23 protein-coding genes are annotated in these 19,966 nt (G+C 61.2%); 8 read left to right on the plus strand and 15 right to left on the minus strand.

The window, feature by feature from the left end; translation table 11 throughout:
* Positions 1-11 precede the first annotated feature (11 nt).
* On the minus strand, positions 12-2,885 hold the full coding sequence (locus tag ABD720_RS09325) for an insulinase family protein (RefSeq protein ID WP_344763007.1): 2,874 nt from the start codon (positions 2,883-2,885) through the stop codon (positions 12-14).
* Between the two features lie 157 nt (positions 2,886-3,042).
* Positions 3,043-3,948, minus strand: coding sequence for a 16S rRNA (cytidine(1402)-2'-O)-methyltransferase (gene rsmI / locus ABD720_RS09330; protein ID WP_344763009.1), 906 nt, complete (start codon positions 3,946-3,948; stop codon positions 3,043-3,045).
* Here rsmI and ABD720_RS09335 point away from each other — a divergent pair.
* The 8 genes from ABD720_RS09335 (at position 3,947) to ABD720_RS09370 (ending at position 10,530) form a co-directional block, all read left to right on the plus strand.
* Complete coding sequence (locus ABD720_RS09335) at positions 3,947-5,119, plus strand: penicillin-binding protein activator (RefSeq protein ID WP_344763010.1); 1,173 nt, start codon at positions 3,947-3,949, stop codon at positions 5,117-5,119. The two genes, rsmI and ABD720_RS09335, sit on opposite strands and share 2 nt — an antisense overlap.
* Positions 5,120-5,500 (plus strand): YraN family protein, encoded by a 381-nt coding sequence (locus tag ABD720_RS09340; protein ID WP_344763011.1) that lies wholly within the window; start codon positions 5,120-5,122, stop codon positions 5,498-5,500.
* A 77-nt stretch (positions 5,501-5,577) separates the two neighbouring features.
* Complete coding sequence (locus ABD720_RS09345) at positions 5,578-6,174, plus strand: phosphoheptose isomerase (RefSeq protein WP_344763012.1); 597 nt, start codon at positions 5,578-5,580, stop codon at positions 6,172-6,174.
* The gene (locus ABD720_RS09350; RefSeq protein ID WP_344763013.1) at positions 6,167-6,808 is read left to right on the plus strand and encodes a BON domain-containing protein; all 642 of its coding nucleotides are present in this window, start codon (positions 6,167-6,169) and stop codon (positions 6,806-6,808) included. Before ABD720_RS09345 ends, ABD720_RS09350 begins: the two co-directional genes overlap by 8 nt.
* Positions 6,809-6,906: 98 nt before the next feature.
* Positions 6,907-7,497, plus strand: coding sequence for a LemA family protein (locus ABD720_RS09355; protein ID WP_344763014.1), 591 nt, complete (start codon positions 6,907-6,909; stop codon positions 7,495-7,497).
* A 25-nt stretch (positions 7,498-7,522) separates the two neighbouring features.
* Positions 7,523-9,472 carry a M48 family metallopeptidase gene (locus tag ABD720_RS09360; RefSeq protein WP_344763015.1) on the plus strand — a complete coding sequence of 650 codons (1,950 nt, stop codon included), beginning with the start codon at positions 7,523-7,525 and terminating at the stop codon, positions 9,470-9,472.
* A 19-nt stretch (positions 9,473-9,491) separates the two neighbouring features.
* Complete coding sequence (locus ABD720_RS09365; protein WP_344763016.1) at positions 9,492-9,926, plus strand: DsrE family protein; 435 nt, start codon at positions 9,492-9,494, stop codon at positions 9,924-9,926.
* Positions 9,927-10,002: 76 nt separating this feature from the next.
* On the plus strand, positions 10,003-10,530 hold the full coding sequence (locus ABD720_RS09370; protein ID WP_344763017.1) for a peroxiredoxin family protein: 528 nt from the start codon (positions 10,003-10,005) through the stop codon (positions 10,528-10,530).
* A 431-nt stretch (positions 10,531-10,961) separates the two neighbouring features.
* Here the strand turns inward: ABD720_RS09370 and ABD720_RS09375 are convergent, their stop codons facing one another.
* From ABD720_RS09375 to ABD720_RS09435, 13 genes are all read right to left on the minus strand, one after another.
* Positions 10,962-11,123, minus strand: coding sequence for a hypothetical protein (locus ABD720_RS09375; RefSeq protein ID WP_344763018.1), 162 nt, complete (start codon positions 11,121-11,123; stop codon positions 10,962-10,964).
* Positions 11,124-11,657: 534 nt separating this feature from the next.
* Positions 11,658-12,686, minus strand: a complete 1,029-nt coding sequence (gene lipA / locus ABD720_RS09380; protein WP_344763019.1) for a lipoyl synthase — start codon at positions 12,684-12,686, stop codon at positions 11,658-11,660.
* A 16-nt stretch (positions 12,687-12,702) separates the two neighbouring features.
* Positions 12,703-13,362 carry a lipoyl(octanoyl) transferase LipB gene (lipB, locus tag ABD720_RS09385; RefSeq protein ID WP_344763020.1) on the minus strand — a complete coding sequence of 220 codons (660 nt, stop codon included), beginning with the start codon at positions 13,360-13,362 and terminating at the stop codon, positions 12,703-12,705.
* A 105-nt stretch (positions 13,363-13,467) separates the two neighbouring features.
* Positions 13,468-13,848, minus strand: coding sequence for a hypothetical protein (locus tag ABD720_RS09390; protein ID WP_344763021.1), 381 nt, complete (start codon positions 13,846-13,848; stop codon positions 13,468-13,470).
* Between the two features lie 44 nt (positions 13,849-13,892).
* Positions 13,893-14,087 (minus strand): hypothetical protein, encoded by a 195-nt coding sequence (locus ABD720_RS09395; protein ID WP_344763022.1) that lies wholly within the window; start codon positions 14,085-14,087, stop codon positions 13,893-13,895.
* 92 nt (positions 14,088-14,179) lie between these two features.
* Entirely contained in the window at positions 14,180-14,416 is a 237-nt protein-coding gene (locus ABD720_RS09400) for a hypothetical protein (RefSeq protein WP_344763023.1), read from the minus strand.
* A 221-nt stretch (positions 14,417-14,637) separates the two neighbouring features.
* Positions 14,638-15,198 (minus strand): hypothetical protein, encoded by a 561-nt coding sequence (locus tag ABD720_RS09405; RefSeq protein WP_344763024.1) that lies wholly within the window; start codon positions 15,196-15,198, stop codon positions 14,638-14,640.
* 20 nt (positions 15,199-15,218) lie between these two features.
* Positions 15,219-15,431 carry a hypothetical protein gene (locus ABD720_RS09410; RefSeq protein WP_344763025.1) on the minus strand — a complete coding sequence of 71 codons (213 nt, stop codon included), beginning with the start codon at positions 15,429-15,431 and terminating at the stop codon, positions 15,219-15,221.
* 121 nt (positions 15,432-15,552) lie between these two features.
* On the minus strand, positions 15,553-16,284 hold the full coding sequence (locus tag ABD720_RS09415; RefSeq protein WP_344763027.1) for a sensor histidine kinase: 732 nt from the start codon (positions 16,282-16,284) through the stop codon (positions 15,553-15,555).
* Positions 16,285-16,304: 20 nt separating this feature from the next.
* A complete protein-coding gene (locus tag ABD720_RS09420) occupies positions 16,305-17,855 on the minus strand; it encodes a hybrid sensor histidine kinase/response regulator (RefSeq protein WP_344763028.1) in 1,551 nt (516 codons plus the stop codon).
* A 128-nt stretch (positions 17,856-17,983) separates the two neighbouring features.
* Entirely contained in the window at positions 17,984-18,430 is a 447-nt protein-coding gene (locus ABD720_RS09425) for a PA2169 family four-helix-bundle protein (RefSeq protein ID WP_344763029.1), read from the minus strand.
* Between the two features lie 374 nt (positions 18,431-18,804).
* Positions 18,805-19,083 carry a DUF493 family protein gene (locus tag ABD720_RS09430; protein ID WP_344763030.1) on the minus strand — a complete coding sequence of 93 codons (279 nt, stop codon included), beginning with the start codon at positions 19,081-19,083 and terminating at the stop codon, positions 18,805-18,807.
* Positions 19,084-19,105: 22 nt separating this feature from the next.
* Positions 19,106-19,951 carry a D-amino acid aminotransferase gene (locus tag ABD720_RS09435; protein ID WP_344763664.1) on the minus strand — a complete coding sequence of 282 codons (846 nt, stop codon included), beginning with the start codon at positions 19,949-19,951 and terminating at the stop codon, positions 19,106-19,108.
* Between the last annotated feature and the right edge of the window lie 15 nt (positions 19,952-19,966).

A 19,966-nucleotide genomic window follows, 5' to 3' on the forward strand; every position in this document is an offset into this window, starting at 1 on the left:
TTGCATTGACGTCAGCTAGCCAATCCGACCAGATCGACCACCTCCAGCCCCGCCAGTTCCTGGGTGGTGTTGCCGGCGAATGCGGCGCGGCTTGGAATGCCCTCTTTCAACCAGTGCTGCACTGCCGCCTTGACCTGCGCGGCGCTGCAGTTCAGTACTCCGGTACGGAACTGCAGGCGGATTTCGGCGGTAATGCCGCGTTGCTGCAGGTTCCAGGCGGTCAATGCTTCGGCATACGGCGAATGCGGTTTGTCGAGGCCCTTGATGACGCAGATGATGGCTTCTTCGATGGTTTCCTGCGAGTAGTCGCTGGCCAGCAGCTGGTCGATGGCGATGGCGAAATCGGCATACGTGCCAGCCAGGCGCGGATCGCGGTACGAGCTCATTGAAAACACGCCGGCATTGGCGGCATAACTGGCATAACCGCCGTAGGCACCACCCTGTTCGCGCAGGGCCTGGTGCAGGATCTGGTGCGACAGCAATTCGGCAGCGACGGCCAGTGCAGCCGCATCCGCATGCTGCACCCCCGGCACGCTCCAGGCGATCACGCAATGGTTGATCTGGCTGGTGGCATGCAGTGCGACGTTGCCGACTGGCCTGGCCGGTGCGCTGGCGGGGGCGACCGCTTCCTGCAACGGCGCTGCTGCCGGTGTCGGCAACTCCAGCAAGGCGGCCAGCGCGGCGCCATCTTCTTCGATACCGGCGCACAGGATGGTGGGAACCTGCGCAACGATGCGCTGGTGCAGAGCGCCGAGCTGGTCGGCAATTTCCTGCAGACCTGCCGGTGTTTTGCTGAGTTCTTGCAGGCGACGATAGAACGGCAGTGCCGACATGCCGCCGGTGATGTCGCTGAAACGGCGCAGTGCCGACAGCGGTGCGCTTGCCGCCAGCGACGCGTAGTGGCTGCCGGATTCGGCCAGGCTGGTCAGCTTGTCCTGCACCAGGCTCTGGATCAGGAAGGCCACGCGTTCGGCTTCATCGAAGCGCGGGCTGGTGATCGATTCGGACAGCACGCTGGCGATTGCGGCTTGCTCTTCCCGCAATCCGCTGGCCGAGAACGACAGCTCGACATGGAGCCGGCCTTCGCCGCGCGGGATGGCTTCCAGGCTGGCGTGGAACGCCGGCACCATGCGCTGGCGCCAGGCGCTGGTGGCCTCGAAATCGCGCTCGCCCACGCCTAGTTCGCCGATCACGTCGGTGTACAGCTGCAGCCAAGGCCAGTTGTCGTCTGACAGGTGCGAGACGTCGTACAGCACGTTGGCATAGCTGATGCCATTCGAGGCGATCGAGAAACTGATCGCACCTTGGTCGGCTGCCGGAATCGGCAACGCAGCACGTGGTAGCGGGCTAACATCGCCCGGCAGGATGCGCGGCAGCAGTTCGGAATTGGATGGCAGCTGCTGGTGTTTTTCGAGCGCTGCCGAATCGGCCTGGATGCGCTCGCGGTCCGCGCTCGACAGCGTCGTCAGGTGTGCCGCCAGGCGCGCTTCTTCGGTTGCCTTGCGCACCGTAAAGAACTCCGCATCCGGAATCACGCGGGTGGTCAAGCGGGTCGGCGAATCGATCAGCGACTGCACCAGACCCTTGAAGAAAGCCGGGTCGTCGATCTCGTGCGCCAGGGTTTCCAGGATGGCCTCGTTGTCCAGCGCATTCATCACATCGCCGCCGTACATTGCCATCGGCAACGCGTGCAGCAGGCGCGACAGGCCATACGGCGTATGGCCGCTGCTGATCTTGCGCTGGCTGTATTTGATGTCGCGCAGCGCAGCCTGCAATACCGAGGTCGGGATGCCGTCGATGGCGGTCTGTTCGAGCGCGCTCCAGAGGCGCGCACGGGCCAGCTCGACCTGCGCTTCGGTCAGGCCTTCCATGCCGATATGGAAGACCATCTGGCGCGCACCTGCATCGCGCCCGTTCATGCTGGACGGGCGACCGTAGCCGGCCGACTCCATCGCCTTCATCAGCGGTGCCGACGAATCACCCAGCAGGCCTGCTGACAGCAGGTGCAGGCGGTAATACGCTTGCTGGTCGATCGCTTCGCCCATCAGCCAGGCGAACTGGATGCCGTATTCATCGTCGCGTGCTTCCTGCGAGGGAATGCGTACGGTGTTTTCTTTCGGCGCGGTCCAGGCCGGGGCCAGTTCGGGCAAGCGACGCGGTGACGAACCCGGCAGTTTCGACAGCACGCGCTCGCTGATCTGCTGCTGGATTTCGCTGGCGTCGATGCGGCCAGTGGTCATGAAGACCGCTTGCGACGGATGGTAATGGGTGGCGTGGAATTCCTTGAGCATCGCATGCGTGAGTTCGGGGATCACCAGCGGATCACCACCGGATTCGACGCCGTAGGTGGTGCCCTTGAAGAGCGTGCCGGCGATACCGGCGTCGAGTGCGCGCATCGGGCTGTTGAACGCGCCTTTCATTTCATTGAAGACCACGCCCTGGTATTGCAGGGTGTCGCCATCGAGGCCGTAGCGCCAGCCTTCCTGCAGGAAGTTCAGGTAATCCAGGCGCGGGAAAAAGGCGGCGTCGAGGTACACGTCGAGCAGGTTGAAGAAGTCTTTCTTGTCGGTGCTGGCAAACGGATACACGGTGCGGTCGGCGTACGTCATGGCGTTCATGAACGTGGCGGTGGAGCGGCGCAGCATCGAAAAGAACGGGTTGCGTACCGGATAGCGATCCGAGCCGCACAGAGCCAGATGTTCGAGGATGTGGGCGCGGCCATCGCTGACCTGCGGCACGGTCGGGAAGGCGACCAGGAACACCAGTTCCGGTTGCGCGGTATCCATGTGGATGTGCAGGACGCCGCTGGCCGGGTCGAGGTATTGCTCGACGGTGGCTTGCAGTACGGGGATGGTGTGGCTGCTGATTTTTACGAAAGTGGTCATGGGATAAGTTCTCGGTGGGCGGTTGGGTGGCGACGCCCGATGATGCGTTTCGCCTGAGGCGAAACTGGGAACCCCATCTTACCTTTACGCACCGAAAAATACCTGAGGCCAAAAAACATCAGTGGTCACTGCTGCATCCGCACCACTTGCCCGCAGATCATTCCGCCTTGATCACCAGCGCCCGCTCATACAGCGCATTCTTCTTTTGCCCGGTCAGTTGTGCCGCCAGCGCGGCGGCCTGCTTGACCGAACACTCCGCCAGCAGAATGCGCAAGACCCGGTCGGCCTCGACTTCGTCGGCGGCGATTGCAGCGGGAGCGCCTGCCAGCAGCACCACGTATTCGCCTTTTTCGCGATGCAGATCGGCCTTTACCCAGGCCGCCGCCTGCGCCAGATCGCAGCGATGGATTTCTTCGAACAGCTTGGTCAGCTCGCGCGCAAACACGATCTGGCGGGTCGGCTCGAACGCGGCGGTCAGCGCATCGACGGCATCGACGATGCGGTGTGGTGCCTCGTAAAACACCAGCGTGGCCGCAATCCCGCGCAGGCTGCCGAGTACCGTCTCGCGCTGCTTGCCCTTGGCCGGCAAAAATCCGACGAAGTAGAACTGTGCATCCTGCAAGCCACTGGCTGACAGCGCGGCAATCCCGGCCGAGGCACCCGGCAGCGGCAGCACCCGCAAGCCGGCGGCGCGGACCGCTTCGACGATGCGCGCGCCGGGGTCGGAGATGGCGGGGGTGCCGGCATCCGAGACCAGTGCGATCCGCTCGCCGGCGTGCAGGCGGGCGATCAGTTTGTCGGCGACTTCACGTTCGTTGTGCTGGTGCGCGGCGATCAGGGTTTTGGACAAGCCGTAGCGGGTCATCAGCTGTGCAGTGTTGCGGGTGTCCTCGCAGGCCACGGCATCGGCCAGACCGAGCAAATGCAGCGCCCGCAGGCTGATGTCGCCGATGTTGCCGATGGGAGTCGCCACCACGTACAGGGTGGACATCGGATACATCTGCTGCGACACTTCTTCGAGCAAGGGAAACGCAATCGGTGCAGTCATCGGGGGAGAGATCATGGTGGGAAAGTGGGCGAGCGCGGTGGTGCTGTGCGGCGTTTTCAGTGGATTGAGCGGATTGTGCGCGACTGTCGCGGCAAACACAACTGGCGTCCCGGACACGCCCGGTGAACTGGCCGTGCCCATGCCAGCAACAGCGCCAGCGCGCCCGCGCATCGCCTTGCTGCTGCCGTTGCACTCCGAGGTACTGGGCCGCGCCGCCGACGCCGTGCTGGCCGGTTTCATGGCGGCCTATGAACGCGACCGCAATGACGCGACGGTGACCGTGTTTGCCACCGGCGAATCACCGCAGGAATTGCTTGCCGGCTATGCCGATGCCGTCGCCGGCAATGACATCGTGGTCGGACCGCTGTCACGCACCGATGTGACGGCCCTGGCCCAGAGCGGCAACGTCCGCAAACCCACCATCGCCCTGACCCAGCCCGAGCTCTCGCCCGAGGTCGACCGCGCGCTGCCGCGCCAGATGCTGGTGATCGGCCTGTCGGTCGAAGACGAAGCGCGTCAGCTTGCCAATTGGGCTGCCGCCGGCAAACACACTGCACGGGCGCTGGTGATCTCGGGCGGCGCGGCGTGGCAACGGCGCGCCGCCAGCGCATTTGCCGCGCAATGGCGCCAGCTCGGACTGGAACCACAGAGCGCGGACGTGTCCCAGGCTGGCGCCTACCTCGGCGCCAGCAGCGTGGCCCAGCTGAAAAAACGCATCCTGGCCGACAAGCCGGCGCTGCTGTTTGTCGCGCTTGATGCGGCGCAGGCGCGGCAGGTGCGCACGGCGGTCGGTCGCGACATGCCGATGTACGGCACCTCCCAGCTCAATCCGTTCGTGCCGCAGGAACTGACGCAGCACGAACCGATGCCCGAGATGGATGGCGTGCGCTTGCTCGACCTGCCGTGGCAGATCGAGTTGTCGCATCCGGCCGTGATGATTTATCCGCGCACACCACCGGTGCCGGATCAGCCACGCAGTCCGGATCTGGAGCGGTTGTATGCGCTGGGCATCGACGCCTGGCGCATCGCCAGCGAGATCGGTGCAGGGCACACCCGCTTCGAGATCGATGGCGTCAGCGGCAGGCTGTCGGTGCGTTTCGGCGAGGGCACGACGCGCTTCCAGCGCACGCCATTGCAGGCGATTTATCAGGATGGCGTCGTCACGCCGCTGGTGCCGTCGCGCTGAATGGGCTTGCTGGCGAAGCTGCGGGGCCGGCAATCGCGCACCGAACAACAGCGCACCGGCGACGCTGGCGAAGACCTTGCGCTGGCGTATTTGCAGCGGCATGGGCTGGTGCTGGTCGAACGCAATTTTTTGCGCAAGGGTGGCGAAATCGATCTGGTGATGCAGGCGCCCGGGTCGCTGGTCTTTGTCGAAGTGCGGCAGCGTGCCACGGCACGACACGGCGGCGCGGCGGCCAGCATTACGCCGGCCAAGCAGCGGCGCCTCGTGGTGGCCGCACAACTTTACCTGCAACGTTACCGTCATCCGCCAGCCTGCCGCTTCGATGTGGTGGCGATCGACGGCACGGTGATAACATGGCTGCAAAATGTCATTGACTCCTGACACCCTCCCTGCCGCCATGCCGGAGTTTTTTCCGGGATTGAGCGGCGCACGATGACTCTCATTCCAAGCCCACCCACATGATGAATCAACGCATCCTCGATCAATTCCGCGAAAGCGCCGACCTGAAAATGCAGGCTGCCGAAGAACTCGCCCTGCCGATTGCGCAGGCAGTCGAACTCATGTTTACGGCGCTGTCCAACGGTAACAAGATCCTCGCCTGCGGCAATGGCGGCTCGGCTGCCGATTGCCAGCATTTTGCGGCCGAACTGGTTGGCCGTTTCGAACGCGAGCGCTTGCCGCTGCCGGCGCTGGCGCTGACCACCGATACCTCGATCATCACCGCGGTCGGCAATGACTACAATTTCAACGAGATTTACAGCAAGCAGGTGCAGGCCTTCGGCCAGTCGGGCGACGTGTTGCTGGCGTTGTCGACCTCGGGCAATTCGGCCAATGTGCTGGCGGCGATCGAGGTCGCGCTGGACCGCGACATGCGCATCGTTGCCCTGACCGGCAAGGGCGGTGGTGCCATCGGTGCCATGCTCAGCGACGCCGATGTGCACATCTGCGTGCCGCATGACCGCACTGCACGCATTCAGGAAGTCCATTTATTAACGATTCATTGTCTGTGCGACGGTATCGATGTCGCACTTTTCGGAGGAGATGCAAATGATTGATTGGGCACGTCGGACCTGGCCTCGCGCCAGCCGCCCCTTGGCGACCGTACTGTTGTGCGGCGTAGTTGCAACCGGCTTGCAAGGCTGTATCGAAATGGCGATTGGCACCGCCGTGATGGGAACCCTCGCTGCCACTGATCGCCGTACCCTGGGTGCGCAGACCGAAGACAAGGCCATCGCAGTCAAGGCCGAAACGCGCATTCCGCAAGTCGTCGGTGATGCCGGTCATGTGAATACGGCGAGCTTCAACCGCCGTGTCCTGCTGACCGGCGAAGTGCGCGACGCCAAAATGAAAGCCGACGTCGAGCGTGAAGTGGCCGGCATCGAAGCCGTCAAATCCGTCATCAACGAACTGCAGGTGACCGGCCTGTCGGACTACACCTCGCGTGCCAATGACGCGTTATTGACCAGCAAGGTCAAAGCCTCGTTCGTCGATACCAAGGACCTGTACGCGAACTCGATCAAGGTCGTCACCGAGCGCAATGCGGTTTATCTGATGGGCCGCGTCACCAATCGCGAAGCCAACATGGCGACCGAAGTCGCCCGCGGTGTCAGCGGCGTGCAAAAAGTCGTGAAGGTGTTCGAGATCATCGATGACGAAGAATTGCGGCAGTTGAGCACGTCGGGCAAGTAGCGACAAGCTGGCGCGCTGGTTAGCGCAGTCAGCGCAAATTCCGTAGCCGTTTCAAGCCGCCTTTCACTGTGAATGGCGGCTTTTTTCTCGGAGAAAATATGACAGCCTTCCTCGTTTTGCTGGGTCTGGTGTTGCTGGTGCTGTTCTGGGCGATCGGTGCGTACAACCGGCTGGTCAGCATGCGCAACCAGTTCAGGAATGCGTTTTCCCAGATCGATGTACAACTCAAGCGGCGCTACGACCTCATCCCGAATCTGGTCGAGACCGCCAAAGCGTACATGCAGCACGAGAGCCAGACGCTGGAAGCCGTCATCCTCGCGCGCAACCAGGCCGTCACCGCCAATGCGCAGGCCGCGGCCGATCCGGCCAGCGCCGCGGCACTGCAGCAGATGGCCAGCGCCGAGGGTGCGCTGGGTGCCTCGCTAGGAAAACTGTTTGCGTTGTCCGAAGCCTATCCGGATCTCAAGGCCAACGAGAACATGATGCAGCTGACCGAAGAACTGACCAGTACCGAAAACCGCATCGCCTTCGCGCGCCAGGCTTACAACGATGGGGTGATGCACTACAACACCGCGCTGGAGCAATTCCCCGGCTCGGTCATTGCGACGATGTGCGCGTTCAAACCCGCAGAGTTGCTGCAGGCGACCGAGTCGGCGGAAGAGCGCAAGGCGGTCAAGGTCGCGTTCTGATCTCGGTCTTTGTACAGACCGGCACATGAATTTTTTCGCACAGCAGGAACAGGCACGGCAGCAAACCCGCACGCTGCTGATCCTGTTCGCGCTGGCTGTCACGGCCATCGTACTGGCCGTGAATGCGGCCGCCACCTTGTTGTGGATCTGGTTTGAAGGGAGCAACTTCGCCGGTCCCCATACCTATCCGCGCTACTTCTTTTTCACCAATACCGCACTCACACTGGGCCTGATCGGCGGCGGTACGCTGATCGAACTGTTCAACCTGCGCGAGGGCGGCGATGCGGTCGCGCAGATGGTCGGCGGTCGGCTGGTAGCGCGCGCAACCAGCGATGCGCAGGAGCGCCGCCTGCTCAATGTAGTGGAAGAGATGGCGGTGGCGTCGGCCGTGGCGTGTCCGAAAGTCTATCTGCTCGACCGAGAAGAATCGATCAATGCCTTCGCCGCCGGCTACAACCCGAACGAGGCCGTGGTGGCCGTCACGCGCGGCACCCTGATACGGCTGACACGCGACGAATTGCAGGGCGTGATCGCGCATGAATTCAGCCATATCCTCAACGGCGACATGCGCATGAACGTGCGCCTGATCGGTGTGCTGTTCGGCATCCAGATGCTGGCCGGCTTTGGCCAGCATCTGATGGAGTTTGGCGGCCGGGTCTGGGCCCGACGCGAGCGCGACGAGAAAGGTCCGCCGGTGCAACTGGTGCTGTTCGTGGCTGGTCTGGTGCTGTTCGTGATCGGTTATATCGGTATTTTTTTTGGCCGGCTGATCAAGTCGGCGGTCTCGCGTCAGCGTGAGTTCCTGGCCGATGCCAGCGCGGTGCAGTTCACGCGCAATCCGGACGGCATCGGTGGCGCGCTGCAAAAAATCGGTGGCCTGTCCCGCGATAATGAACTTGGCTCGCAGATCCGTCATCCGAATGCCGAGCAGCTCTCGCACCTGTTCCTCGGTGCCGCAAGAGCCGGTCTGGTGGACGGGCTATTTGCCACACATCCGCCGATTGCCGAACGGCTGCAGCGTATTTTTGGCCGGCGGGTTGCGCTGCGCGATGCGCCGCCGTTGCAGCAGGTCGAACTTGCCGCACCGCGCCTGCCCGACCTGGCCTTTGCGCCGGTCAGTGTTGCCGAGGCGGCCGAGGCGGCCGCGGTGCCAGCGCTGTTGCCGATGTCATCCGGCGTGGCGGCGATGCCATTGCCCGGCGCGGAACTCGACAGTGCGCTGCGCGATCCGCATGCAGCGCGGGCACTGGTGTTCGCGCTGTTGCTGGCGCCAGAATTGAATCGCAGCGCACAGGACGAGATACTGGATGCCTGCCAGTCGCCGCAAACCGCGCTCGTACGCCACCTGGCGCATCAGCTCGATGCCGTGCCAGCCAGCGCGCGACTGCCGATACTGGACCTCGCGATGCCCGCGCTGAAACAATTGTCGCAACCCGAACGTGACAGCCTGCTGCGCACTGCCAGCGCATTGATTGCGGCTGACCAGCGCGTCACATTGGCCGAGTTTGTGCTGCAAACCATCCTGACACGTCGCCTCGATCTGCATGCGGGCCGCTCGGTGCCGGTACGGTTCGATCACCTCGGTGCGCTGCGCAACGAGCTGGCCTTGCTGCTGTCGCTGATGGCGCATGTCGCTGCCACCGATGCCCCGGCCGCAGCATTCCTGCGGGGCGCGCAACGCTGCACGGGCCTGTCGCTGGCGGCAAGTGATTTGCTCGTGATCACGGCGATTGACTTTGATGAGGTCAGCGCGGCGCTGGAGCGCGTACTGCAACTGGCACCGCTGGCCAAACCGGCCTTGCTCAAGGCGCTGGTCGCGGTCGCGGGCGATACTACGCCGGGCGGCTTGCCGATTGACGTCGCCGATCTGCTGCGTGCCATCTGCAGCGCCATCGACGCGCCGTTGCCACCGGCCGTGGCGGCCAGTTATGCCAGCTGTGCCAGCTATGCCGGCGCTGGTTTTTCCGTTTTTTGATTGTTGACGAGGACATTGCATGCGACGCCAATTTCTGACAACCGCGCTCATGGGCGCAGTCCTGCTCGCGGGCATCGCCGCGCCAGCACGCGCCGACGAACCCATCAAGGTGGTCTACCAGCTCAGCGACGGCCTCGACCAGGCTAGCCGTGCGCTGGGAAATATCCGCAACCATTTGCGCGCTGCGCCGGATACCCGCATCGTCGTGGTCGGCCTCGGCGATGGCATCAAGTTCCTGCTGAAAGACGCCACCGAGCGCAACGGCAACCCGTTCGAGCCGGCCGTGATGGCGCTGGCAAAGCAGGGTGTCGAATTCCGCGTCTGTGCCAATACGCTCAGCGCCCACGATGTCTCGCCGGAGCGCGTGATTGCGTCAGCCAGGCTGGTGCCGTCCGGCGTGGCCGAGATTGCGCGCTTGCAGGCGCGTGAAGGATTTGTGTATTTGCGGCCTTGATGGATGGCTGTTTCGCGGGGGGCGAAAGACCTGACTATAATGACCGCTGGCTTTTCATCTGATCGGCAAGACCATCATGCAAGCATCTCCCGTTCCCCCATCCCGTAACAAGCTCTTCGTCAAGCTCGCCGCCGTGGTGGTGGTGGCAGCGATCGCGGTCGGCGGTTTCCTGTCGCTGTCATCGACCAAGTCCGCGCCGGACGTCACCTTCGTCGATTTGCAGGGCACGCGAATTGCCTTGTCCAGCCTGCGCGGCAAAGTCGTGATGGTCAATTTCTGGGCCACCAGTTGCACCACCTGCGTCAAGGAAATGCCGCAGATGATCGATACCTACGAGCGCTACAACGCCCGCGGCCTGGACTTCGTGGCGGTCGCCATGAGTTACGATCCGCCGAACTACGTGCTCAATTTTACCGAGACACGCAAGCTGCCATTCACCGTCGCGCTGGACCCGCAGGACACGTTGGCGAAGGCATTTGGCGACGTCAAACTGACTCCGACTACCTTCCTGATCGACAAGAAGGGCAAGATCATCAAGCGGTATGTGGGAGAACCGGATTTTGCGGCGTTGCATCAGTTGCTGGAGGTGGCGTTGGCGGGGTAGGGCGGATGAGTTGGCGCGTTGGCGCTTGGGTAGCCGGCCGCTGCCAGCAGGAGCCGCGGCTTGGTGAGCTAGCGTTGCTAGCGCTGCCGAATCGTAGGTTGGGCTGCTAAGCCCAACATGCGTCAAGCTTGCTGGGTGGTTGGCGGCCTGCCGTCCGCCGGGTCGGCTGTCGGCTGCCGGCTGCCGGCTGCCGTCTGCGGTAGTTAAAACGGGTTGTGCTCCGTTGATGCAAGCCGGGGGCGGCCCGGCAGCCGGTCACTTCTTTTTGCTTCGCCAAAAAGCAGTAACCAAGAAAAAGGCGACCGCAAGACCGCTGCCCTGCGGGTTCCCAAAAACCGGGTACGGCAAGAGGGAAGCCCGCAAACTCGCTGCGCTCAGACAGTGCGGGCTTCTGATCCTCTTGCCGTACCCGGTTTTTGGCAGCGATCTTTTTACGCGGAATTCAAGGTCAAGACCAAGCCAAGCCTTGGTAATTGGTTGATGGTCAGGCTCGCTTTGCGCGAGAAAACTTCCTCGTCGTGATCGACTTCGAGTTCAAAACCAACGTCAAAACCAACGTCAAAACCAAAACCTACAAGGCTTTTACAAGCCATCGTTCTCGCGCAAAGCGAGCGTGACCCTAATTAAATCATCAAAGCTGAGCTTGGTCTTGACCTTGAATTCCGCATAAAAGGCCGCTGCCAAATACCGTGGCTGGGCAGGGGATAAGAGGGCCGCACTGTCTGAGGTGTAGCAGGGGTTTCGGATCGCATGCGATCCGCCTGCGGAACGGGATCCGCTTGCAAGCGGATCTGCGCCCTGCAAGGGCAGCGAGTTTGCGGCCCTCCCCCTGACCGGGCACGGTATTTGGGAACCCGCAGGGCAGCGGTCTAGCGGTCGCCTTTTTTTTGCTTACTTTATTTTGGCGAAGCAAAAAAAGTGAGCGGCTGCCGGGCCGCCCCCGGCTTGGCTCCACGGAGCGCAACCCGTTTTAGCTACCGCAGAAGGCAGACGGCAGACGGCAGACGGCGCACGGCGCACGGCGAGCCGCCAACCGCCAACCGCCAACCGCCAACCGCCAACCGCCCCGAAAACTTGCCGCATGTTCAGCTTCGCAACCCAACCTCCAAACCCGTACCGCCCGCTATCTAACCTGGCAGGTTCATCGTCACACCCGCACCCAACGCCTGCTCATCGGCATGATACGAACTGCGCACCATCGCCCCGACGGCAGCATGCACGAAGCCCATCTTGTAGGCCTCTTCTTCAAACATCTTGAACACATCCGGATGCACATACCGCCGCACCGGCAAGTGATCGCCACTCGGTGACAAGTACTGGCCGATCGTCAGCATGTCAACGTTGTGGGCGCGCAGGTCGCGCATGACCTGCAGGATTTCTTCGTCGGTTTCACCGAGGCCGACCATGATGCCTGACTTGGTCGGTGTGTCCGGATGCAGTTCCTTGAAGCGCTTCAGCAGATTCAGCGAATACGCATAGTCGGAGCCGGGGCGCGCTTCCTTGTACAGGCGGGGCGCGGTTTCGAGATTGTGGTTCATCACGTCGGGCGGTGCCAGATTGAGAATCTCCAGAGCCCGATCCATGCGGCCGCGGAAGTCCGGTACCAGGATTTCGATGCGTGTCGATGGCGACAGTTCGCGCACGCGGCGGATGCATTCGGCAAAGTGGCCGGCACCGCCGTCGCGCAGGTCATCGCGATCGACCGAGGTGATGACGACATAGTTCAGGCGCAATGCAGCGATCGTTTTTGCCAGGTTCTCGGGTTCGTTCACATCCAGCGGGTCGGGACGCCCGTGACCGACATCGCAGAACGGGCAGCGGCGGGTGCATTTGTCGCCCATGATCATGAAGGTCGCAGTGCCCTTGCCGAAGCATTCGCCGATGTTGGGGCAGCTGGCTTCTTCGCAGACGGTGACAAGTTTGTTGGCGCGCAGGATGTCCTTGATTTCAAAGAAGCGGCTCGATGGAAGGGCCGACTTGACCCGAATCCAGTCAGGTTTCGGCAGACGCTCGGCCTGGACGATCTTGATCGGGATGCGGGCGGTCTTGCCGGCGCCCTTCTGTTTGTCGAGCGGGTTGTAATAGACCGGCGTCGCTGGCGGCGGAGCAATAGCGGCAACAGCAGGAGTATCGAGTTCGGGCGCGTCGTTTGCCATGGTGTGTGCTTCCGCGTCAAGCCGCTGCAGAAGACTGTCCTTTCAGTAATTGAATCAGTTGGTCGGCGAGTTCCGCCTGGACGGCGTCCACCGTGGCGCTGCTGCCAAGACTGCGCATGTCGGTGGTCTGCAGTCCGGCGTAGCCACACGGATTAATCCATGAAAATGGCGTCAGGTCCATCGCCACATTCAGCGATACACCGTGATACGTGCAGCCATTGACGCGAACTTTCAAGCCGAGCGCAGCAATTTTTGCACCCTGGAATTCGCCTTCGGAAACAAAAATCCCGGGAGCACCTGCCTTGCGTTCGCCCGCCAGATTATACGCGGCCAGAGTGGCAATGACGGCGTGCTCGATGGCCTGGACAAATTCGCGTGCCAGCAAGCGACGGTCGCTGCGCTGGCGCCGCAGATCAATCAGCAAATAGACAATCGCCTGGCCCGGCGCGTGATAAGTGACCTCGCCGCCACGATCGGTCTGCACCACCGGAATGCCATGGGCATCCAGCACATGGGCCGGATCGGCACCGAGGCCCAGTGTATAGACCGGATCATGCGTGACCAGCCAGAGCTGGTCGGGGGTGTCGGCGTTGCGGCTGTCGGTGTAGTCGCGCATTGCGCGCAGCGTGGTGTCGTAGTCTTCGTGGCCGCGCTGGATGATCTGGAGTGGTTGCATGCCTGCCAGTGTACCGAAAGCTGGCCGGTGTCGATGACCCACAAGCAAAAGCGCCGCCGGATTGCTCCGGCGGCGCTCGGTTCGCAACGGCTAGTGCCGGCGCGATCAGTCGTTCGCGTTGCGACCCGTCAGCAGGCGACTCAGCAGGTAACCGATGCCGACCGCGATGGCAACCGAGGTCACCGGTTTCTGGCGCACATAGGTGCGGCAGTCTTCGACCAAACGTTCTTGCGCGTCCATCAGCTGCTCGCTTTTCAGCGCGACGGTGTCAGCGGTGGTGTTGGCAACACTCATCAGTTTTTCGACAGCCTGATGGGCACCGGCGGTGAAGCGTTCGACCGCAGGACGCGCGGCACCGGACAGCTTGGTGAGGGTATCTTGTGCCGATGTGATGGCATCTTGCGCGGAAGCGCCAGCCTGGTCGACTTTTTTGTCGGCAACTGCGCCGTTGGCAGCGATGGTGTTATTGATATTTTCGGAATGCATGATAGTAGTTTCCTTTGGAAGTGAGGTCAGGCTGATGTCGGGGGTCACTGCAAGCCGGGCTGGCTGGCTGTGCTATCCCGTGGCGGCAGGTTGCCACCTTCGCCTTCCCAGGTTGTCATTTGCTTCTTGTGGAGCTTGTGTTCGGTACGTACTGCGTCTTTGCGGGACTTGGCCACGACGTAGGTCAGTGCCCAACCGGCCAGACTCAATGCCAATGCCAGCTTTCGGTTTGAAATCATGTTTCCTCCATACTTGCATGATCTGAACGGTATGCGACTCGGGACTCCGGGGCGGTGGATGGTACAGGCGCGGCTTTCACCGATCTTGAACTTCAGCTCACCAACCCGTTTCGCTTGACGCACCCCTTGATGATGTTTTGTGCATCGCCGATCGCACTTTGCGATCGGCCGCGCATCTGCAGGGCAAACCCGCTCTGTTGCAGGTGGTTGTTGGCGATCAGTCGACCCAGTCCTTCGAGAATAATCCCGACAAGAAGATTCTTGATGCCGCTGGCCTGGTGCAGGTTCATGATCGTCACATCCTTCAGGTAAAACGGTTGCAGTTCCATATGCTGAACGACCTGATGTCGTTGTCCAGCCGAAACCTATTGCCCATCCTACTGAGAACATGTGTCGCAACCTATAGGACAGCACCTGATTGTTCTGTAGGAAAATGCGACATTGATAATCTTCGGGCGTATTAACCTACAGAAGGCTTGCTTATCCCTCGCACAAAAAGCGGCGTATCAGGTTCAGGTGCAACGACCTGTGGCGCTGATGATTTCGTTGGTCAAGGATGGACGAGTGCGCCGTGTTTTGCCTTCCAGTCTTCTTCTATGCGACGGGCGTCTTCTTCATTGCGAGTTTTGACACCCAGCAGGATGCCGCCTTCGCGGATGCCGGATTCATAATGCTTGACGCGCTCTTCCGGTATGCCCCAGCCGATCAGTGCACCGACCAGTCCCCCGGTGACACTACCAGCGCCGGCGCCGGCAATCGCGGCGGCCAGCGGACCGGCGATCACCAGTCCCAGGCCGGGCAGGACCAGCGTCGTTCCGACGGCCGCGATGGCGGCGGCGATCGCACCGATCGTGCCGCCGATGGCGCCACCGATGCCGGCACCTTCGGCGGCCTTGGTACCGAGTTCCGTGATGACTTCTTCATCTTGCGGGAAATGGCGCTGGCGCGTTTCGTCGGACATCACCAGGTTCACATCGTCGCGGTGATAACCGAGATCGGTGGCGGTCCGGTAGGCTTGTTCGGCGCTGTCGCGGTCGTGAAACAGGCCGGTGACGATACGTGGATGCTGCTCGGCGTGATGTGCCGGATTTTGCTCGTTGGTCAAAGACATCGGATTTCCTTTCTTACGGGCTATCGAAATAGCGCCCAGTAATAATGCGGGGTGGGTAGAAAGTTTTCGGTACAAAGGAACAGTGCCGCTGCCGTGACGATCAGTGGAACGCCGATCAACCAGCCTATGTCGCGCAGTCGCATGATGAGACTCCAGTAGACCTGTAATGAGTTGGCTGAGCGGCCGTCGCTCAAGTCAGCGATTCTGGTTCGATGGGCGCTGTCGTCGCGCACGGACCGATCCTTTGGGTCAAGTTTAGGTCGCGCAACGCAAGTTTGTTATCGGACAGGCACGTAAAGTCATGTAGGAAAACCCGCCAGCCTGACTGCGCCGACCGCTGGGTATACACGGAAATTATTGCGGCAACGGCAACGGCAACGGCAACGGCAATGGCAACCTCAGCGTGACCCGACACCCTTGGCCCGGCAGGCTGATGATCTCGAAAGTCGCTTTCAATATCGTTGCGCGTTCGCGCATCAGTCGCAGGCCGTAGCTGCGTTGCCAGTCGAGCCGGCTCAGATCGATGCCGCATCCGTCGTCCGAGACGGTCATGTGGCAAGTCATGGCATCGTAGCCCAGCAGTACTTGCATGGAGCGTGCGCCGGCATGTTGTCCGATATTGTCGACGGCGCCGGACAGGATGCGAAACAGGGCCTGGTTAGTCGCCAGTGACAGCGGCACTTCGCTCCCCTCGATGGTCAATGTACAGGCGATGCCGGTGCGCTGGCCAAATTGCTCCAGATACTCTGCCAGCGCTGCCGAAAGCCCCAGCGCATTGAGTGCATCCAGTGCCACCGGACGTAGCTGATGCTGCAGCCGGCGTGTGGTCTGCGTGAGATTGCCTATTAGTGCATGGGCTTTGGTCCAGTGTTCGGCCAGCTTCGGCTCGGAACCGCCGTGACGTGTGATCAGTGCCAGCCGCATCGCCAGTGCCGTCAGTGGCGAGCCCAACTGCTCATGCAACTCGGCGGCCACGACATCTTTCATCTGCTGATGGCCGACATCGAGCCAGCCAATCAGCGCGTGCAGATCGGCGACCTGCTGCAGCAGGGCGGCGTTGAGGGCAGCGATATCGTCTGTGCTCATGGTGATCGGCATTCAGGAATTCAGTATTCGGCAGCTTGCAGGGCCAGAAAATCCAGCAGCACGTCTGCATCCAGAGGTTTGACCAGATGATGGTCAAAGCCCGCTGCCTGCGAGCGCTGCCGGTCGTTGGCGTTGCCATATCCGGTTGCCGCAACCAGGATCAATTTGCGGTCACCGCATGCAGTACGCAGCGCTGGTGCAAGCTGGTATCCGTCCATGCCAGGCAGGCCGATGTCCGACAGGATCAATTGTGGTTTGAACTGGGTCGCCATGGTCAGTGCGCTAGTGCCGTCCCGTGCGGTGCTGACCACATAGCCCATCATGTCGAGCAACGCCGCCATCGATTCGTTGGCATCGTCGTTGTCGTCGATGAGCAAGATACGGAAGCCCTCTGCTGTGGTGTTGTCTGATCCGATACTCGTCTCCCTGGTTGGTGATATTGGCCCCTCGCGGGCGAGAGGCAATTGCAGTGTAAATGCGCTACCGCAGCCGACGCCGTCACTGTGTACGCTGATGCTACCGTCGTGCTGCGTCATGATTTCGCGGGTGATTGCCAGTCCTACGCCAAGCCCGCCATCGCTGCGCGCCAGTGACTCGTCGGCTTGAGCAAACAGTTCGAACAGCCGTGGCTTGAACGGCGCGCTAATGCCGTTGCCGCTGTCACGCACCACAACAAAAGCATGGCCATCAATCTGGCCGCAGGTCACCGCGATCATACCGCCACCCGGCGTGAATTTCGCGGCATTGTTCAAGACATTTGCCAGTGCCTGGACCAGTCGCGTCAGGTCGCCGTTGATCCGGATCGCGGAAGGCGCAATTGATAGGGTCAGCTGGTGTCCGGCAGCGCGAATTTTTGGTGCCGTGATTTCGAGCGCCTGCTCGATCACGTGTTGCCATACCAGCGGCGCCATCGTCATCGCCACCTTGCCGGTGTTAAGGCGCGCAATATCGACCAGACTATTGACCATCTGGCGCAAGTGCGCCACCTGGCGTTCGATGATGGCGTGACTGCTGGCGAGCAAGGGGTCGCTGAAACCCGTAGTGCGCATCAACGCCAGCGAATTGGTAATCGGCGCCAGCGGATTGCGCAGCTCGTGCGACAGGATCGCCACGAATTCGTTCTTGCGCCGGTCGGTAATGATGCGTTCCTCGGACTGATGCAACAACGCCTTTTCGAGCTCCTTGCGGTACGTGATGTCGTGGCAGACCGCCAGTGTCAGCGCGACGTCATGGTGGCTAGGAAGGAAGACCCGTCGCAACGTGGCATTGACCGTGCGGAGGCCACGATGCCGGGTGCCTACACGCAGCTCGCCCTGCCATTCATTGCCATCCTTCAGTGCTGAATTGATCTCGTCATACAGTGAACACACATTGCACAACGATTCCAGCGTCGTCGTGGCAGTGAGTTCGCTACGCTGGTAACCAAAAAAAATCTCGGCAGCCGGATTCAGATCAACGACGCTCGAATTCCCTCTGATTACGACCACCGGGTCGGGCAATGCCTCGAACAGCGCTAACGCAGAGCTTGCCCGTAATACCGCAGAGTGGACTGCACCGTTGTGGGTGGCCATGTTAGTGCCACCACTTTGCATCCGTACTTGCAGTCTGCGAGCCAGGCAAGTCCACGCCGGTCAATACATCTTGCTGAGGCAAAATCCGGCAGCGCCAATACCCGACGTACTCGATACTTCGCATCATGCTATCCGTACGATCGCATCTGGTCACGCAGGAACTTGATTTGCCCGTCGTGCTGCAGGACATCCTGATACTGCCTCTCAAGTACTTTGCGTACCGCAGCTGGCAGCTCGGCGTCCAGCGCATTTCTGTAACTGTTCAGCGCCATTGCTTCACCACGTTCGCACTGGATCAGCACCACACTGTTGTCTTTGTTAAGGATGATGGAGCGGATGTCGATCCATCGACGGTGTAACGTACAGGTGCCGTTGGCCGCGCTGTCATCGCCCAGTGTATGCAGCAGCGCCGTCAGTTCACGTGCTGCTGCCGCACAGCGCTGCGAGCGGCACGTGAATGCCGATTTCAGCTGCAGGCCCATCGCCTCTTCGGAGCAACTGCGAAAACCCGCTTCGCCATCCCTGCTGGTTTCAATCAAGTCGTGCAGCATGGCCAGCAGGGCCTGTTCGTCCATGCGTTCTCTCAGATAAATGGGCTCAGCGCTGATCCGATCCGTATCCATGTCATCTCCTGCGTGGCGTGCGTGGGCTTGCGGTGTGCTCTGAATGTATGCAATTTATGCATGCATGTGACGAAGAGCATTCAATGCATGAACAGGTAAACCACCACCAACACGATTGCAGGAACGCCGAGTAACCAGCCGAGTAGATATTTGCCCATGATTTTCTCCAGTACGCGCCCGACGGTCGGGCAATGTGTCGAAGATTAGCAGCGGCCCTGATGACCACCTATAAGACAGCTACTGATACTGCTGTAGGAAAACAAGAGAAGAACGCAGGGGAAGTCATTGCGGGAACAGCGCGGCACCGCCCCCGGACTGCAAGACAGTTAAAGAACCATCTTCACCATGGGATGCGAACTCAGGGCCCGGTACAGGTCATCAAGTTGCGTGCGACTGGTGGCGCGCACCGTCACGGTCAAGGCGAGGTAATTGCCTTTGGACGACGGCCGTGTTTCCAGTTTATGGTGGCCGAATTCGGGATCGAAGCGCATGACCACCTCGACGATGGTCGCGACAAAGCTGTCGTGCATCGCACCCATCACCTTGATCGGGAAATCGCTCGGGTACTCGATCAGGCTGGGGGGATCTTCCGGGGGTGTTGTCATGATGTGGTTTCCGATCAATGGATCAGGCGGCCTTGGCCTCCTGATAGGCAGCGTAAAGTTTATCGTAGATGGGGCCGGGTACGCCTTTTCCAACCGGCTTGCCATCGATACTCGATACCGGCAGCACTTCCTTGGTGGCCGAGGTCAGTAGCACCTCATCGGCGTCGAAGACTTCGGCGTGCGTGATGCGGCAGGCACTGAATGTGATCCCGCAGGCGGCGCACAGTTCCTCGATCAGGCCGTAGCGGATACCTTCGAGAATCAGGTTGTCTTTTGGCGGGCCGAACAACTGGCCATCCTTGACGATCCAGACATTCGAGGACGATCCTTCGGTCAGAAAGCCATCGCGGAACTGGATCGATTCGACCGCATCGTGCTCGGCCGCGTTCTGCGCTGCCAGCACATTCCCTAGCAAGGAAATCGATTTGATTTCGCAGTGCAGCCAGCGTTTGTCTTCCATCGAAACGCACTGCACGCCGCTCTGCCGCGCTGCAGCAGACGGCAGCACGATCGGATTGGTCATGATGAAGACGGTCGGCGTCGACTCTTTTGGGAAGGCATGGGCGCGCTTGGCAACCCCGCGGGTGATGTGCAGATACACCATCTGGTCATCGGCCGGATGTTCCCGCACGACCTGCTCGATCAGCGCCATCCATTCGGCTCTGGTGTGCGGATTGGTGATGCCGATCGCCGCCAGGCTGCGGAACAGGCGCGCCATGTGCTGCTCGGCGCGAAACAGCTTGCGGCCATAGATCGGAATGACTTCGTAGATGCCGTCACCAAAAATGAAGCCACGGTCGAGTACCGGGATTTTTGCTTCGGACAACGGCGTGAGCGTGCCATTCAAATAGACGATGGGGTCAGTCATGGTGGCCATGGCATT

This window comes from Actimicrobium antarcticum, from assembly GCF_039536745.1.
Taxonomy (GTDB): Bacteria; Pseudomonadota; Gammaproteobacteria; order Burkholderiales; family Burkholderiaceae_D; genus Actimicrobium; species Actimicrobium antarcticum.